The following is a 15,557-nucleotide window of genomic DNA, read 5'->3' as shown; positions in this document are numbered from 1 at the left end:
CGCCGTCCGGGAGTTCCCCCGATCGGCCCCGCCCTCAGTCGGTGGGCCACACCGGCAGCGGGCGCACCGCCTCGCGCAGGGCGCCCGCGATGACCCGGAACTCCTCCTGCCGGGCCGTGCCCGTACGGATGGCCAGGGCGATCCGTCGGGAGGGGGCGGGCTCGGCGAAGTACCCCGTCGACAGGTGCTCGTTGCGGGCGGTCTCCAGCCGCAGCGCGGTGCGCGGCAGCAGCGTCACGCCCAGTCCCCCGGCGACCAGTTGTACGAGTGTGGACAGCCCGGCGGCGGTCGTGGTGACGTCCGCGCCGACGGTCCGCCCGGCCTCGCGGCAGATGTCCAGGGCCTGGTCGCGCAGGCAGTGCCCCTCGTCGAGCAGCAGCAGTTGGAGCCCGCGCAGCTCCTCGCGGGGGATGTCCCGGCGCCCGGCGAGGGGGTGTCCGCGGGGGGCGAGCAGGACGAAGTCCTCGTCGAAGACGGGCAGTTCGGTGACGCCGGGGACGCCGAGCGGGACGGCGAGCAGCAGCAGGTCCAGCCGGCCGCCCGAGAGCCCCTCCAGCAGCGAGGCCGTCTGCTCCTCGTGCACCTGGAGGTCCATGCCGGGGTAGCGGCGCCGGAACAGCCCGAGCACGGTCGGCAGCAGGTACGGGGCCACCGTCGGGATCACGCCGAGCCGCAGGACCCCGGTGAAGGGGGCCCGTACCGCCTCGGCCTCCTCCAGCAGCCCGCCCATCGCGTCGAGCACGCCCCGCGCCCGCAGGGCGATCCGCTCGCCCGCCGGGGACAGCAGCACCTTGCGGGTGGTGCGTTCCAGCAGCCGCACCCCGAGGGCTTCCTCCAGCGCGGAAACGGCCCCGGACAGCGCGGGCTGGCTCATTCCGATCGCCGCGGCGGCGTCCCGGAAGTGCAGGTGCTCCGCCACCGCCGCGAAGGCGCGCAGCTGCGCCAGCGTCGGCTGCTTCGGTCCTCTACTACTGACAGCCACTGATAGGTACCTCCGATCACCCGACACAAGACTAGCTATTTCCGTAATCAATGCAGCTGTGTCAGCATGTGAGATCCGTCCAACCCCTTCGGAAAGCCCCCAAAAGGGCCACTTTCCATTTCGCAAGGAGAGTTCGTGCTCACTGTCGGTGACAAGTTCCCCACCTACGATCTGACCGCTTGCGTCTCGCTCGAAGCGGGCAGCGAGTTCGCGCAGATCGACCACAAGACCTACGAGGGCAAGTGGCGCGTGGTGTTCTTCTGGCCGAAGGACTTCACCTTCGTCTGCCCGACCGAGATCGCCGCCTTCGGCAAGCTGAACGACGAGTTCCTGGACCGCGACGCCCAGATCCTCGGCGTCTCCGGCGACTCCGAGTTCGTCCACCACGCCTGGCGCAAGGACCACGCCGACCTGCGTGACCTGCCCTTCCCGATGCTGGCCGACTCCAAGCACGAGCTGATGCGCGACTGCGGCGTCCAGGGCGCCGACGGCTTCGCGCAGCGCGCCGTCTTCATCGTCGACCAGAACAACGAGATCCAGTTCACGATGGTGACCGCCGGTTCCGTGGGCCGTAACCCCAAGGAGGTCCTGCGGGTCCTCGACGCCCTGCAGACCGACGAGCTGTGCCCCTGCAACTGGACCAAGGGCGAGACCACCCTCGACGCCGGCGCGCTGCTGGCCGGTGAGTGACGGATGTCCCTCGACTCCCTGAAGTCGGCCATACCGGACTTCGCCAAGGACCTGAAGCTGAACCTCGGTTCGGTCATCGGCAACGCCGACAGCAACGGCATCCTCTCGCAGCAGCAGCTGTGGGGCACCGTCCTGTCCTGCGCCATCGCGGCCCGTTCCCCTCGCGTCCTGCGTGAGCTGGAGCCGGAGGCGAAGGCGGCGCTGACCCCGGAGGCGTACACCGCCGCCAAGTCGGCCGCCGCGATCATGGCGATGAACAACGTCTTCTACCGCACGCGCCACCTGCTCTCCGACCCGGAGTACGGGACGCTGCGCGCGGGCCTGCGGATGAACGTCATCGGCAACCCCGGCGTCGAGAAGGTCGACTTCGAGCTGTGGTCGCTCGCGGTCTCCGCGATCAACGGCTGCGGCCAGTGCCTGGACTCGCACGAGCAGGTCCTGCGCAAGGCCGGTGTCGACCGCGAGACGGTCCAGGAGGCGTTCAAGATCGCTTCGGTGATCCAGGCCGTCGCCGTCACCCTCGACGCGGAAGCGGCCCTCGCCGCCGAGTGACCTCGTGTACCGAGTGACCTCGCGCATCGCGTGACAGCGCACTCCACGTGATCGCGCGTCCGTCGCGCAAGGGGCCCCCGCCGCCGTTCCCGGCAGCGGGGGCCCCTTCGTTCACTTCGCGAGCCGGGCCATCAGGGCCCGGGCGTCCTCGATCAGGGCCGCCGCGACGGCGTCCTCGTCGGGTTCGGCGTCGGCGGGAGAGTCCATTCCCGAGGCCCCCCACTGGAGGGCGACCGTGAAGACCGCGCCGCCGTCGAGCACCTCGATGCGGGGCGACACCGCGTGCCGGAAGAACAGCGCCCGCTCCCCCAGCCCCGGGACCTCCTGCACCTCGATGGACCCGGGCTCCGCCTCCGGATAGACCGGCGGCCGGGATCCGAACTCCACCTCCGGGTCGGACTTCTTGTGCAGTTCGACGAGCACGTGCCCGTAGTAGCTGGTCCTGCCCTCGTCCCAACTGCCCGCGGAAAAGGTGCAGAACGACCAGTCCAGGGCCGGGCTCTGCGAATGCCGCATCGGCCCCCGGTCCTCCAGGGTCCCCGTGACCCCGGAAACAGCCTTCAGTTCGGCGTCCTTGCACAGGTCCCCGGAGTGCCGGTAGGCGAGCGGCGGCGCGCTGGAGAAACGATCCTGCGCAGCCAGGACCCCCGCCCACACCGCGGAGGCCAGTACCGCCCCGCCCAGCGCCCACAGCCAGGACCGGCCGACCCCCCGCTTCCCGCCCCCGCCGCCCTCCTGCGGCGGCGGCCCGACCGCGCCGGCCGGTTCGGCCGGGCGCTCGGACGTCCACTCCCCGTCGAGCTCAGGCTCGCTGATCATCCCCGGCCTCCCGTACGGCGACCTCCACCGCGGTCGCCCCGTGCGGTCCGGGGCCGCTCAGGGCCGGGAACCCGCGCTGTTCGCGGGAGTACGCCCGCAGGTAGCCGACCACCGTGTTGGTGACGGCGGCCAGCGGTACGGCGACCACCGCGCCACCGATGCCCGCGACCATCCCGCCGGCGGCGACCGCCAGCACCACCGCGAGCGGGTGCACCCGTACGGCCCGGCCGAGGATGAAGGGTTGCAGGACGTGCCCCTCGATCTGCTGCACCGCCAGCACCACGAGGACGACCATCAGCGCGGTGAACGGCCCCTCGGTCACCAGCGCCACGACCACCGCCAGCGCGCCGGAGATCACGGCGCCGACGAGCGGGATGAACGCGAACAGGAAGATGAACACAGCCAGCGGCACGGCCATCGTCACGTTGAGGAAGTAGAGCCCGAGGCCGATGAAGACCGCGTCGATGAGCGCGACGAGCACGGTGCCGCGCACGTACGCCGTCAGCGTGCGCCAGGCGCGCGGACCGGCGCCCGCGACACCGGGACGGGCCGCGGCCGGGACCAGGCCGAGGACCCAGGTCCAGATCTTCTTGCCGTCGTAGAGCAGGAAGAGCGTGGAGAACATCGCGAGCAGCATGCCCGTCATGACCTCGACGAGCACCGTCACGCCCTGCAGGCCGGCGGAGGTGATCTCCTCGGTGTTGGTGCCGATGGTCTCGCTGAGGTTCTTCGCGACGTCGTTGATCTGCTTCTCGGTCACGTGGAACGGACTGTCCAGTGCCCAGGTCTTGAGTTCGTTGATGCCTTCGCGAAGCCGGTTCGAGAGGTCGTCGAGGTTCTCCATGACCTGCCAGACGACGAACCAGCCGACCAGCCCGATCACCACGAACCCGAGGATCGCCGTGACGGCGGTGGCCAGTCCGCGCGGCAGCCCCAACCGGCGCAGCCGGACCACGAACGGCTGGAGCAACGCGGTCACCAACATGGCGGCGGCGAAGGCGAGCACGACCAGCCGCACTTCGCTGATCACCTTCATCAGCACCCACAGCAACCCGGCGAGCAGCAGCAGCCGCCAGCTGGCCTCCGCGGCGACGCGCACCCCCCAGGGGATGACGCTGACCGGGTCGGGGCGTTCCGGGGCGCCGCCCGGGCCCGTGCCGGCGTGCGCGGCCGCGGGCCGCGCCCCGGCGGTCACCACGGGGGCGGGCGGCGGCGGTTCGCCGACGCCCTCGGCCTCGGCCTCGACTTCGGCGCGTCGTTCGTCCAGGCGCGCCTCCATCCGGCTGAGCCTGCTCCCGAGCCGGCCGAGCCAGCCTGCCCTCTTCGCCATGTCGTTCCCTTCCCCCCGCCCGCCGCGTCGGCGTGACTCGTCCGGCCGCGCCCCGCACGACCGTACACGCGAGCAGCCCCGCACCGTAGGACGGTGAGGGGCTGCTCGGGGTCGGGCGGGCCGACTAGTACCAGTTGTTGGCCTGCCAGAAGCTCCAGGCGCCGCAGGGGCTGCCGTAGCGCTCGTTCATGTAGTTCAGGCCCCACTTGATCTGGGTGGCCGGGTTGGTGCGCCAGTCGGCGCCGGCCGAGGCCATCTTCGTACCGGGGAGCGCCTGGACCAGACCGTACGCGCCCGAGGAGGCGTTGACGGCCTTGTAGTTCCAGGTGGACTCGTGGTTGATGATGTTGGAGAAGCACTGGAACTGCCCCGACGGGACCATCTGCTGGGCCATCGCCTTGACCTGGGCGACCGTGTAGGAGCCCTGGACGGGGAAGTCGGCCGAGTCGCGGGACGCGGACCGGCTGGCGATCTCGCCCTCCTCCTCGCGCTCCGCCTTGGCCTTGGCCTCGAGGTCGGCCTTTTCCTTGTCCTTCTTCGCCTTGTCGGCCTTCTCGGCCTCGGCCTTCTTGGACTTGGCGTCCTCGGCGGCCTGGACGCGAGCGGCCTCCTCCGTCGAACGCTTGGCGTCGGTGTCGGCGGCATGGGCGATGGCGTCGGCCTGCTGCGCGAGGGTGGCGCTCTGGACCTGGGCCTGCTCGTCGACCGGGATTTCAGCGAGGAGAGTCGCGCCGGAAGCGGTCGTCTCGAGGTCGTTCGAGGAGGGGTCGCCGGTGGCGACTCCCACGACTGCGCCGACGGTGGTGACCGCGGTGGCCGAAGCCACTGCGAAACCCCGAACCGAGATCCGGCTCACACGGTGTCCTTCCAGCAGCGTCCGCAGTGACCGCGCGGGCGCAAGAGTGCCCCTCGACACTGGCCTCCGTGGTGGTGCGGTCACTGGAGGCGCGGGCCCGTGGGCAACTCCCCTGCGGGAGTCGCCGCGTGAAGCTCGGGCGGCATACGGCGAACGGTTCTGGAGTTGTGGTGCTGCGCGTACCTCACGGGAGATACAGGTGTGCCGTATGCGGGGCCTGACGGGAAACAGACTCTGCCGGACCCCGACGCCGCAGGGCAATTCTCCGTTGCGTGGGAAAGGTCACACCTGCCGCGGGGCAGCTGATTGCGACAAAGGGCTGTGCGACGCGACGCCGCCCGGCTAGGCTCTGGGCCTTTTGCCGGGCGGCGCCAACTCGTGTTGCGGTTATGGGGCTTTTGGCCCGTTCCGGATCAGAGTGTCTCCAGCATCTCGGTGACCAGCGCGGCGATCGGGGACCGCTCGGAGCGGGTCAGCGTGATGTGTGCGAACAGCGGATGCCCCTTCAGCTTCTCGACGACGGCGACGACTCCGTCGTACCGGCCGACCCTCAGGTTGTCCCGCTGGGCGACGTCGTGGGTCAGGACGACCCGCGAGTTGGCGCCGATCCTGGAGAGCACCGTCAGCAGGACGTTGCGTTCCAGGGACTGCGCCTCGTCCACGATGACGAAGGCGTCGTGCAGCGAACGGCCGCGGATGTGCGTCAGCGGCAGGACCTCCAGCATGCCGCGGTTCAGCACCTCCTCGATGACCTCACGCCCGGCGACGGCCGAGAGGGTGTCGAAGACCGCCTGCGCCCAGGGGCTCATCTTCTCGGAGGCGTCGCCCGGCAGGTAGCCGAGGTCCTGGCCGCCGACCGCGTACAACGGCCGGAAGACCATCACCTTCTGGTGCTGCCTGCGCTCCAGGACCGCCTCCAGGCCGGCGCACAGCGCCAGCGCGGATTTGCCGGTACCGGCCCGGCCGCCCATGGAGAGGATGCCGATCTCCGGATCGAGCAGCAGGTCGAGGGCGATGCGCTGCTCGGCGCTGCGACCGTGCAGCCCGAAGGCCTCGCGGTCGCCGCGTACGAGCTTCACGTTGCCGTCGGCCGTGACCCGGCCCAGTGCCTTGCCGCGCTCGGACTGGAGGACCAGCCCGGTGTGGACGGGCAGCTCGGCGGCCTCCGGGACGTAGAGGCGCTCCTCGGAGAAGAGGAGGTCCACCTGTTCGCCGGAGAGGGCGAGCTCGCTCATGCCGGTCCAGCCGCCGTCGGTGATGGCGAGCTCGGCGCGGTACTCCTCCGCCAGCAACCCCACGGAGGAGGCCTTGATGCGCAGGGGAAGATCCTTCGACACGACCGTGACGTCGTAGCCCTCGGCCTGGAGGTTGCGGGCGACGGCGAGGATCCGCGAGTCGTTGTCCCCCAGTCGGAAGCCGGCGGGCAGGACGCCCGGGTCGGAGTGGTTGAGCTCGACGCGCAGCGTGCCGCCCAGATCTCCCAGCGGGATGGGGGCGTCGAGACGTCCGTACCGGACCCGGAAGTCGTCGAGCAGGCGCAGGGCCTGGCGCGCGAAGTAGCCGAGTTCGGGATGGTGCCTCTTTGCCTCCAGCTCGGTGATCACCACGATCGGGAGCACGACCTCGTGCTCGTCGAAGCGGGAGATCGCGTTGGGGTCTGCCAGCAGGACGCTGGTGTCGAGGACGTAGGTGCGCCTGTCGGGCAGGCGGCGCTTTGTGCTGGTCACCACGGAAGGACGTACCCCCTCGGAAGAGGTCGGGCCATGAAGACCGGACCGGTCAACGGCGCCAATGCGCGGGCCGCGTTCCGGCCCTCCAATCCGACCGTGCGAACCGCACGCGCGTCCTGGTGCAAAGGGCCTCCCGGGCGGACGGCCCTGTGCCGTCCGCTGAGACTCGACACCCGTGGATCGGACGTCGACCTGCCAGGGTTATGCCCTCGAACATGCGCGGCCATGCCACGGCATATGACGGACGCTCGGTGAACCCCTGGTGAAGGCCTTGCGCGGGGGACGAACGGGGGCAGAGGGGATATCGGCGCGCCGGGGGGATATCGGCCGCCGGAATACCGGCGGCGGTGGCTCAGCTGCCGTAGCGCCGGTGCCGGGCGGCGTAGTCGCGCAGCGCGCGCAGGAAGTCGACCTTGCGGAAGGCCGGCCAGAAGACCTCGCAGAAGTAGTACTCCGAGTGGGCGCTCTGCCACAGCATGAAGCCGGACAGCCGCTGCTCGCCGCTGGTGCGGATGACGAGGTCCGGGTCGGGCTGGCCGCGGGTGTAGAGGTGCTCCGCGATGTGGTCGATGTCCAGGACCTCGGCGAGCTCCTCGAAGGAGGTGCCCTTCTCGGCGTGCTCCAGCAGCAGCGAGCGGACCGCGTCGGCGATCTCCTGACGGCCGCCGTAGCCGACCGCGACGTTGACGAGTATTCCGTCGACGTCGTGCGTGGCCTGCTCGGCCTCCTTGAGCACGGACTGGGTCCGCGAGGGCAGGATGTCGAGGTTCCCCACGTGGTGGACCCGCCAGCGGCCGTCCGCCGCGAGACCCCGGACCGTGTTCTCGATGATGTTGAGCAGCGGGCGGAGCTCCACCTCGGGCCGGTCGAGGTTGTCCGTGGAGAGCATCCACAGGGTGACGACCTCGACGTCCGTCTCGGTGCACCAGCCGAGCATCTCCGAAATCTTGTCGGCCCCGGCTTGGTGGCCCTGCTCCGTCGTACCTCCGGACGCCTTGGCCCAGCGCCGGTTCCCGTCCAGGATCACGCCGATGTGCTTGGGCGACGCGTCATGGTCGAGGCGGCCTTCCACCCGGCGTGCGTAGAGCCTGTACACCAGGTCGCGCAGCTTCACGATCTTCGAGCCCCTCCGTGCAATGCCCCCGAGCGAATTGCGGTCTCCCCCGAGGCGGCCACATTACTGCGCGGCGGGATGGGGTACCCAACTCGGTCTGTCACAAGTCCGTGATAGGGAGGACATCGTGACTGATACCAATCCCTATCGGGCAGAGCCCTCGCGCTACGACTCCATGGAGTACCGCCGCACCGGCCGCAGCGGCCTCAAGCTCCCCGCCGTCTCCCTCGGCCTCTGGCACAACTTCGGCGACGACGCGTCCCTGGAGAACCAGCGGGCGATCCTGCGCCGGGCCTTCGACCTCGGCGTGACCCACTTCGACCTGGCCAACAACTACGGGCCGCCCCCGGGCTCGGCCGAGCTCAACTTCGGCAAGATCTTCGCGCAGGACTTCGCGGCGCGCCGCGAGGAGCTGGTGCTCTCCACCAAGGCCGGCTATTTCATGCACCCCGGTCCGTACGGCGAGTGGGGCAGCCGCAAGTACCTGCTCGGCTCGCTCGACGCCTCCCTCAAGCGGATGGGCGTGGACCACGTCGACGTCTTCTACTCGCACCGCTTCGACCCGGAGACCCCGCTGGAGGAGACCATGGGCGCGCTCGCGTCCGCGGTCCAGCAGGGCAAGGCGCTGTACGTCGGCGTCTCCTCGTACACCGCGGAGCAGACGGCCGAGGCGGCCCGGATCCTGACCGGCATGGGCGTGCGGCCGCTGATCCACCAGCCCTCGTACTCCATGATCAACCGCTGGACGGAGGAGGACGCCCTGCTGGACACCCTGGAGGAGGCCGGCATGGGCTGCATCTCCTTCGCGCCCCTCGCCCAGGGGCTGCTGACGGGCAAGTACCTCAAGGACATCCCTGCGGGCTCGCGGGCCACCCAGGGCAAGTCCCTGAATCCGGCGCTGCTCTCGGAGGACGTCGTCCGGCGTCTGAACGGTCTGAACGAGATCGCCGCGCGACGCGGGCAGTCGTTGGCGCAGTTGGCGCTCACGTGGGTGCTGCGGGACGACCGGATGACCTCGGCGCTGATCGGCGCTTCGAGCGTGAAGCAGTTGGAGGAGAACGTGGCCGCACTGGCGGCGGCGCCTTTGTCGCAGCAGGAGTTGAAGGAGATCGACTCCTTCGCGGTCTCCACCCCCGGCACCAACATCTGGGCCCAGCGGGGCTGACCTGCGGCGATGACGCACGACTGAAGTGCGGGCGCGATGAACGAAAAACGGGCCGGTCCGTGGGGGGGATACGGACCGGCCCGAGGGGGGGGGTTCCACCATAACCCTTCGTAAAGCATGCTGCGTGCATCGGCGCGAAATGATTACGCTCCGAATCCGCCCAGCAGCAATCCGGTGAGCGCTCCGGCCGTCATGAAGGGGCCGAAGGCGAAGCCCTGCTTCCGGGTGGCCCGGCCCCTCAGCAGCAGGCCCAGCCCGTAGAGGGCGCCGTAGAGGAAGCCCAGGAACGCGCCGACCATCCATACCCCCCACCCGTACCACCCAAGAGCGACCCCCAGGGGGAGCGCCAGCTTGACGTCGCCCAGGCCCATCCCGGCGGGGTTGATCAGGAACAGCACGAGGTACGCCGCCCCCAGCGCGCCCCCGCCCAGCAGTGCGAGCCGCCAGGAGCCCGCGGCGCCCGGGAGCAGGGCCGCGCCGCCGAGGAGGCCGGCGGTGGCGGCGGCGAGCGGGAGGGTCAGGACGTCGGGCAGCCGGTGCACGGCGAGGTCGACGAGGGCCAGCAGGACCAGGACCGGCGCGAGGGCGACGAACACGGCCGCCTCGGGGCGGGGCGCCGCCGCGGCGGCGAGGGCGGCGCAGAGCCCGGCGGTGACGGCGGCGGCCGTGACGGCCCCGGACCCGGACCTCCCGTAGCGGTGTTCCCGGCGCGGGGCGGGGCGGCAGCGGGCGGGGCCCAGCCAGCCGGGGATCGGGTGCCCGTCGGGGCAGTGCGCCCGCCAGGACTCCTCCGGCGGCACGGAGAGCCGGTACGCGGCGCGGGGCAGCAGCAGCCCGGCGACCGCGCCGTAGGAGGCGGCGAGGATGGCCGCGAGGATGCCCATGCGGTGACGGTAGGCGGTGGCGCGCAGCGCGGGGAGGGCCCGTCGGCCCCACGGCCCCCGGCCCCACTCCCCCGCGCCCTGAACCCGCGACCCTGAACCCGCGACCCCGGCCCCGCACCCCTGGCCCCGCGGCCCGCGACCCGGCAAGGTGGCCGCATGGGGAAGTGGGCGGACGGATACGGGACGCTGCGGGCCGGCGACGTGACGGTGGGGCTGGAGGTGGCCGCCTCGTACGCGGCGCGCACGCGGGGGCTGCTGGGGCGCGACGGGATCGAGGGGGCCATGCTGCTCACCCCGGCGGCGAGCGTGCACACCTTCCGGATGCGCTTCCCGATCGACGTGGCCTACCTGGACCGGCACTTCGGGGTCCTCGCGGTCCGCACGATGGTCCCCGGCCGGCTCGGCCTGCCCCGCCCGCGCGCCCGCCACGTCCTGGAGGCGGAGGCGGGCGCGATGCGACGGTGGGGCCTGCGCGCGGGCTCCCGCGTCGAGCTGACCGGGCCCGAGCGGCTCCGAACGGCCCCGCGCGACCCGTGAACCGGCCCCGTACGGACCCGGAACGACCCCGTACGGCCCTGGAGCGCGGCCGGAGCCGGCGTCCACCGGGCGGGACTGCGGCGACACGAGCTGGGGCCCGGGGCTCACGGGCGGTAGGTTGGGGCGGTTGAGCTGGGGTGGCAGGGGAGCGGCATGAGCGGCATGACGGAGAACGCGCACATCAAGGCGCTGGAGCAGATCATGCCGGCGACGCACGGCGCCGACGAGGACATCGATTGGCAGGCGGCGGAGGCCGTCTGGGGAACCCGGTTCCCGGCCGATTACGTGGCCTTCATGGGCCGGTTCGGCGCGGGCTCCATCAACGGCGAGGCCAGTGTGCTGCTGCCGCTGCCCAAGCCGGGACTGCAATGGGATCCGGCGGAGATGGCCGAGGAGACCGGCAACGCCCGTCAGGTGTGGGAGGCCGAGGGCGGTCGGGCCGCCTTCGACGTGGACCCCGAGTCGATCATCGCGTGGGGGGTCACCGGCGGGTCCGACATCCTGTGCTGGCTGACCTCCGATCCCGACCCGGACCGGTGGCCCGTCCTGGTGGTCGGGCGGCACACCGCCGACTCCTTCGCGGTGCACCCGTACGGCATGGCCGAATTCCTGCTGCTGCTGTGCTCCGACGAGTTCGACGTGAGCCCCGTCAGCATCACCTTCTGGGACGCGGGCCACCTCAGCTTCGTGCACTGGCGCAAGGCCCAGCGGCGTTGGCAGGAGGGCCGCAATCCGGAGACGGGCGAGCCCGACCCGTACGCGGGCGAGTTCGCCGACTGATCTTTTTCAGGACACCCACAGCCCGTTTCCCTGGCCGGAAACGGGCTTTTTGGTGTGTCTACGCGCGTCCGATTTACCGATCGCTTATCGGAAAACACCAGTTGGAAATGCAGCATTTGGAGCATTGAACATAACTACCGCCCCCATGGAATCGGCCACCCGGTGGACAGGAGAGAATTCCGGCCAACGGGCCACGGCGGGACACCCCGGCCCCGAGCAACTCATAAGTAATAACGGGACTCAAAAGAAAATCAGGGGAACCCACCGTGCGAAGAAGAATGTTCGGCCCGGCCGCTTCGGCCGCCGTGCTAGGCCTCCTGCTACCGCTGTCCGGCTGCGGAGGTTCCGACAGCGCGGCGGGGGACGACGACACGTTGCGCCTGGTCGCCGCCGAGTACGGCAACACCCCGGCCAACAGCTCCAAGGCCTTCTGGGACAAGGCGACGCGTGATTTCACGGCCGCCAACCCCGGCATCAAGGTCGAGGTCCAACTCCTGCCGTGGGCGGACATCGACCGCGAGGTCACCCGCATGGTGGGCGCCGGCAAGGCCCCCGACATGGCCCTCATGGGCTCCTACTCGGACTTCGCCGCGCAGGGGAAGCTGTACTCCGCGGACGAGCTCCTCTCCATCTCCGCCGAGGCGAACTTCCTCCAGCCGCTCGCCGAGGCCGGTTCGGTCGGCAGCACCCTCTACGGCCTGCCGTTCGTGGCGAGCAGCCGCCTCCTGTTCTACAACGAGGCCCTTTTCGCCAAGGCCGGCATCCAGTCCGCCCCCAAGACCTGGATGGACCTGAAGGCCGACGCCAAGGCGCTCAAGGACAAGGGCGTGAAGTACCCGTACGCGATGCCGCTGGGGCCCGAGGAGGCGCACGCGGAGGCGCTGATCTGGGAGCTGAGCAACGGCGGCGGGTTCGCCGACAGCAGCGGCAACTACAGCCTGGCCTCCGAGCAGAACGTCGAGACCTTCCGCTGGATCAAGGAGAACCTGATCACCCCGGGTCTGGTCGGCCCGACGCCGCCGGCGCAGCTCAACCGCGCCGACGCCTTCGCCGCGTTCCTGCGGGGCGAGGTCGGCATGGTCAACGGCTACCCGTCCCTGCTGCACGAGGCGAGCGCGAAGGGCATCGGCGTCAAGGCCGTGCCCATGCCGGTGTCGGACAGCCTGGGTTCCGGGGAGAGCACGCCGACCGTGGGCGTGGCGGACTGGATGATGGCGTTCAAGCAGAACGGCAAGGGGCCGCAGATCGGCAAGTTCCTGGACTTCATCTACCAGGACAAGATCCTTTCGGAGTTCGCCGGCCGCTACCACCTGTTGCCCTCGACGGTCACCGCCGCGCGCACCCCGGCGGGCGGCGGACTCGGTTCCACCGACGAGGCCTTCCTGACGGCCCTGCGCGGCGCGCAGCTCTACCCGGTGAACGACCCGTCGTGGGTGACCGTCAGCGACTCCATCAAGCGCAACATCGGCCGCGCGGTGGAGCCTTCCGTCGATCCGAAGACCGTGCTGGAGGGGATCGCCTCCAAGGCGAACGAGGCCGGCAAGAAGCACTGAAGGACCCGAAGGACCCCCCGAACACGGGACCTTCGCCTCCCTGCCCCACCTCATCCCGTGCGGCAGAATGGCTGACGGCACTTGATCCAAGGCCGTGGCCCAGTCGCCCGCCGAGCACCCACAAGGTGCGCGGGGCGACCGGCCTCCTCCTCCCCCTGCGGTCACCGGCTCAGCGCTGCTGCCCGTTCTCCGTGGAGAACGCCGTCCGGTACTGGCCGCAGTCCGAATCCCAGCGCAGCGTGCCCGTGAGCGTGCCGTAGCCCGAGCGCGTGAGCGACCACTCCACCGTGTACTCGCCGGTGTCGCACGCGATCCGCTTGCCCCCCTCGACCTTGCGGCTGCCCGTCGCGGGCTGATCGGTCAGTTCCCGGTGCACCTCCCCCGCCTTGGCGCCCTTCGCCGTGCGCAGTACGGCGTGCACGACGATCGGGTGCTTGCCGTCCTTGGTGGTCAGCGCCTTCTTCAGCAGCTTCGAGTCGGACACCGACCAGGCGAACTCGTACGAGGGCAGCCAGGCCAGCGTCCTGGGGTCGGGAACCTGTCGTTCGTACTCGCGGGCGCCCTCGGGGCCGGGGCCCGTCACCGTCTTGTACTGGACGCCCGGGTGGAACCGGAAGCGGCCCTCCACCTTGTGCATGTCGTCCTTGGTCCACATCGACTTCATGGCCTTCTCGCCGCCGGCCGGGTCCTGGAGGTACGAGGTGCTCGGCGCGGCGGTGGCGGCGCCCTGACCGAGGGCGGGGGCGAGGGCCGCCGCGGCGGCGACGAGGGCGAGGGCGGCGGTACGGGTGCGGTTCATGCCCGGCCCAACGGGCACCCGCGGCGGGCCGGAACGACGCCCCGGGCGCGTTCACCCGTACGGAGCGGGCGCGACGCCCGGAGGTGACGAACTCCGCGGCGGCACGGAAGCCGGCGCGGGCGGGTCCGGTTGGCTGCCGGTGAAAGGCGCGGAACCACGCGCCTCGGATGGCGGGGGATGTCATGGGTGTGACGGTGGACGGCACGGTGGCCGCGGGCTGGGAATCGGTCCGGGCGGCGTTCGAGAGCTTCGTGGCCGCGGAACCGCACGCGCCGGAGGCCCAGTTGGCGGTGCGTCACCACGGGCGCACCGTGGTCGACCTGTGGGGCGGCGAGGACACCGACGGGGACACCCTGAGCGGGGTGTTCTCCCTCACCAAGGGTGCGACCCACCTGGTGGTGGCGCTGTTGGCGCAGGACGGCGTACTGGACCTGGAGCGCCCGGTGTCCTCGTACTGGCCGGAGTTCACCGGGGACGGCAAGGAGACCCTGACCCTGCGGCAGTTGGTCGCGCACCGCGCCGGACTGATCGGGGTCGACGGGGGCTTCTCCTACGAGGAGATCGCGGACGACGCCGGCCTCGCGGCCCGACTGGTCGGGCAGAAGCCGTACTGGGACCCGGGGACGGAATACGGCTACCACGCGTTCGTCATCGGCGCGCTGACCGGTGAGGTGGTGCGAAGGGTGACGGGCAGGTCCCTCCAGGAGGTCTACGAGGAGCGCGTGCGGGCCCCGTACGGGCTGGACCTGTACATGGGGCTGCCGCGGGAGCTGGAGGGCCGCTGGAAGCCGGTGCTGGAGATGCTGCCGACGCCGGCGCAGGCGGCGGCCCTCGTGGCGGGCGGCCCGATGCCGGAATTGATGCGGGTCGCCTTCAACGCGCACGGGGAGACCCCGATGGACCCGGTGGCGTACGCCAACCACCCGCGGGTGCGGGCCCTGGGCCCGGCCTCGGCGGGCGGCGTCGGCACGGCGCGCGGGGTGGCCGCCCTGTATGCGGCGGCCATCAGCGGCGTCGGGGGCCGGCCCGCGCTGTTGGAGCCGGCGACGGCCGCCGAGGTCGCCCGCCCGCACACGCCGGGTACGGACCGGGTGACCGCGGAGGTCGACCACTTCGGGCTCGGCTTCGAGCGGCAGCACGCGGTGGGCCCGGAGGCGTTCGGGCACTGCGGCGCGGCGGGCGGCCTGGGCTTCGCCGACCCGGCCACGGGCATCGCGTACGGGTACACCCGCCGCCGCTACGGCTTCCCGGGCGGCCTGGCCCCGGAGAACGGCCCCCTGACCGCGGCGGTCCTGGAGGCGGCCCGGGGGGCGTAGTCCCGGTCCGTGTGGTGGGGCGGGGCGGCGGGGGCCGGTCGGGGGGGCGGGGTCAGGCCTGGCCGGTTTCGAAGCGGTTGACGTGGCCGTCGGCGGTGACGTCGAAGCGCCAGGCGGTGCGCATCTCGCCCCAGGTGTCGTTGCGGTAGTCGACGACGAGGGAGCGGCCGTGGTCGGACTCGGACACCACGGACATGTGGCCGTTGCAGGAGAAGACCTCCTTCTCGGTCCACTGGGTGACGTCGCGGTCGGAGCCGTCGTCGGACATGGTCGCGCCGGGGGCGAGGACGGCCTCGAAGGCGCTGCGGTCCCCGGCGTTGACGGCGGTGACGAAGGCGCGGACGGTGGGGTCGGCGAGCTGGGCCGGGTCGATCACGGGGGCCTCCTGGTCGGGCGTACGGACCCTCGTACGGGCCCGTGGTGCGCGACCAGGGAACACCGGGGGCGGCG

Annotated in this window: 16 protein-coding genes; 7 read left to right on the top strand and 9 right to left on the bottom strand. The window is 71.2% G+C overall.

The genetic code is table 11. The features are described 5' to 3' along the window. Positions 1–34 precede the first annotated feature (34 nt). A complete protein-coding gene (locus ACFY0I_RS01785; RefSeq protein WP_388888703.1) occupies positions 35–982 on the bottom strand; it encodes a hydrogen peroxide-inducible genes activator in 948 nt (315 codons plus the stop codon). A 135-nt stretch (positions 983–1,117) separates the two neighbouring features. Between ACFY0I_RS01785 and ACFY0I_RS01780 the strand changes: the two genes are divergently transcribed. Together ACFY0I_RS01780 and ACFY0I_RS01775 are read left to right on the top strand one after the other, a co-directional pair. Next, positions 1,118–1,672 (top strand): peroxiredoxin, encoded by a 555-nt coding sequence (locus ACFY0I_RS01780; protein WP_281204983.1) that lies wholly within the window; start codon positions 1,118–1,120, stop codon positions 1,670–1,672. 3 nt (positions 1,673–1,675) lie between these two features. Continuing rightward, entirely contained in the window at positions 1,676–2,224 is a 549-nt protein-coding gene (locus tag ACFY0I_RS01775; protein WP_388888698.1) for an alkyl hydroperoxide reductase, read from the top strand. Between the two features lie 111 nt (positions 2,225–2,335). Here the strand turns inward: ACFY0I_RS01775 and ACFY0I_RS01770 are convergent, their stop codons facing one another. The 5 genes from ACFY0I_RS01770 to ACFY0I_RS01750 form a co-directional block, all read right to left on the bottom strand. Beyond that, positions 2,336–3,043, bottom strand: a complete 708-nt coding sequence (locus tag ACFY0I_RS01770; protein ID WP_388888695.1) for a hypothetical protein — start codon at positions 3,041–3,043, stop codon at positions 2,336–2,338. Then, positions 3,027–4,373, bottom strand: a complete 1,347-nt coding sequence (locus ACFY0I_RS01765) for an AI-2E family transporter (protein ID WP_388888691.1) — start codon at positions 4,371–4,373, stop codon at positions 3,027–3,029. Before ACFY0I_RS01765 ends, ACFY0I_RS01770 begins: the two co-directional genes overlap by 17 nt. Before the next feature lie 124 nt (positions 4,374–4,497). Next, entirely contained in the window at positions 4,498–5,247 is a 750-nt protein-coding gene (locus tag ACFY0I_RS01760; protein WP_362881423.1) for a transglycosylase SLT domain-containing protein, read from the bottom strand. Positions 5,248–5,642: 395 nt separating this feature from the next. Further along, a complete protein-coding gene (locus ACFY0I_RS01755; RefSeq protein ID WP_281204987.1) occupies positions 5,643–6,959 on the bottom strand; it encodes a PhoH family protein in 1,317 nt (438 codons plus the stop codon). Positions 6,960–7,311: 352 nt separating this feature from the next. Beyond that, on the bottom strand, positions 7,312–8,073 hold the full coding sequence (locus ACFY0I_RS01750) for an isoprenyl transferase (protein ID WP_362881347.1): 762 nt from the start codon (positions 8,071–8,073) through the stop codon (positions 7,312–7,314). Positions 8,074–8,200: 127 nt separating this feature from the next. On the opposite strand from ACFY0I_RS01750, the gene mgrA reads away from it, so the two are divergent. After that, the gene (gene mgrA, locus ACFY0I_RS01745; RefSeq protein WP_388888687.1) at positions 8,201–9,238 is read left to right on the top strand and encodes an L-glyceraldehyde 3-phosphate reductase; all 1,038 of its coding nucleotides are present in this window, start codon (positions 8,201–8,203) and stop codon (positions 9,236–9,238) included. Between the two features lie 143 nt (positions 9,239–9,381). Here mgrA and ACFY0I_RS01740 read toward each other — a convergent pair whose 3' ends face one another. After that, the gene (locus ACFY0I_RS01740; protein ID WP_388888684.1) at positions 9,382–10,122 is read right to left on the bottom strand and encodes a prepilin peptidase; all 741 of its coding nucleotides are present in this window, start codon (positions 10,120–10,122) and stop codon (positions 9,382–9,384) included. A 156-nt stretch (positions 10,123–10,278) separates the two neighbouring features. On the opposite strand from ACFY0I_RS01740, the gene ACFY0I_RS01735 reads away from it, so the two are divergent. The 3 genes from ACFY0I_RS01735 to ACFY0I_RS01725 all read left to right on the top strand — a co-directional run bounded on the left by ACFY0I_RS01735 (position 10,279) and on the right by ACFY0I_RS01725 (position 12,992). Further along, on the top strand, positions 10,279–10,659 hold the full coding sequence (locus tag ACFY0I_RS01735) for a DUF192 domain-containing protein (protein WP_388888681.1): 381 nt from the start codon (positions 10,279–10,281) through the stop codon (positions 10,657–10,659). A gap of 153 nt (positions 10,660–10,812) precedes the next feature. Then, positions 10,813–11,439: an SMI1/KNR4 family protein gene (locus ACFY0I_RS01730; protein ID WP_388888678.1), complete on the top strand. Its 627-nt coding sequence runs from the start codon at positions 10,813–10,815 to the stop codon at positions 11,437–11,439. A 278-nt stretch (positions 11,440–11,717) separates the two neighbouring features. Then, positions 11,718–12,992, top strand: coding sequence for an extracellular solute-binding protein (locus tag ACFY0I_RS01725; RefSeq protein WP_388889301.1), 1,275 nt, complete (start codon positions 11,718–11,720; stop codon positions 12,990–12,992). 169 nt (positions 12,993–13,161) lie between these two features. Here the strand turns inward: ACFY0I_RS01725 and ACFY0I_RS01720 are convergent, their stop codons facing one another. Continuing rightward, a complete protein-coding gene (locus ACFY0I_RS01720; protein ID WP_388888675.1) occupies positions 13,162–13,791 on the bottom strand; it encodes a hypothetical protein in 630 nt (209 codons plus the stop codon). 182 nt (positions 13,792–13,973) lie between these two features. On the opposite strand from ACFY0I_RS01720, the gene ACFY0I_RS01715 reads away from it, so the two are divergent. After that, positions 13,974–15,107, top strand: a complete 1,134-nt coding sequence (locus tag ACFY0I_RS01715) for a serine hydrolase domain-containing protein (RefSeq protein ID WP_388888672.1) — start codon at positions 13,974–13,976, stop codon at positions 15,105–15,107. A 52-nt stretch (positions 15,108–15,159) separates the two neighbouring features. Here the strand turns inward: ACFY0I_RS01715 and ACFY0I_RS01710 are convergent, their stop codons facing one another. After that, positions 15,160–15,483: a nuclear transport factor 2 family protein gene (locus ACFY0I_RS01710; protein ID WP_388888669.1), complete on the bottom strand. Its 324-nt coding sequence runs from the start codon at positions 15,481–15,483 to the stop codon at positions 15,160–15,162. Positions 15,484–15,557: the final 74 nt, after the last annotated feature.

This window comes from Streptomyces sp. NPDC001568 (assembly GCF_042893755.1).
Classification (GTDB): Bacteria; Actinomycetota; Actinomycetes; order Streptomycetales; family Streptomycetaceae; genus Streptomyces.
The sequence above is the reverse complement of the archived record's forward strand: the minus strand, read 5'-3'. Positions and strand labels throughout refer to the sequence as shown.

What these genes read in the sequence shown, in the direction of transcription:
- ACFY0I_RS01765 (WP_388888691.1), bottom strand. Translation starts at nt 4,373, where the DNA reads ATGGCGAAGAGGGCAGGCTGGCTCGGCCGGCTCGGGAGCAGGCTCAGC.
- ACFY0I_RS01720 (WP_388888675.1), bottom strand. Translation starts at nt 13,791, where the DNA reads ATGAACCGCACCCGTACCGCCGCCCTCGCCCTCGTCGCCGCCGCGGCG.
- ACFY0I_RS01770 (WP_388888695.1), bottom strand. Translation starts at nt 3,043, where the DNA reads ATGATCAGCGAGCCTGAGCTCGACGGGGAGTGGACGTCCGAGCGCCCG.
- ACFY0I_RS01775 (WP_388888698.1), top strand. Translation starts at nt 1,676, where the DNA reads ATGTCCCTCGACTCCCTGAAGTCGGCCATACCGGACTTCGCCAAGGAC.
- ACFY0I_RS01730 (WP_388888678.1), top strand. Translation starts at nt 10,813, where the DNA reads ATGAGCGGCATGACGGAGAACGCGCACATCAAGGCGCTGGAGCAGATC.
- ACFY0I_RS01725 (WP_388889301.1), top strand. Translation starts at nt 11,718, where the DNA reads ATGTTCGGCCCGGCCGCTTCGGCCGCCGTGCTAGGCCTCCTGCTACCG.
- ACFY0I_RS01735 (WP_388888681.1), top strand. Translation starts at nt 10,279, where the DNA reads ATGGGGAAGTGGGCGGACGGATACGGGACGCTGCGGGCCGGCGACGTG.
- ACFY0I_RS01740 (WP_388888684.1), bottom strand. Translation starts at nt 10,122, where the DNA reads ATGGGCATCCTCGCGGCCATCCTCGCCGCCTCCTACGGCGCGGTCGCC.
- ACFY0I_RS01715 (WP_388888672.1), top strand. Translation starts at nt 13,974, where the DNA reads ATGGGTGTGACGGTGGACGGCACGGTGGCCGCGGGCTGGGAATCGGTC.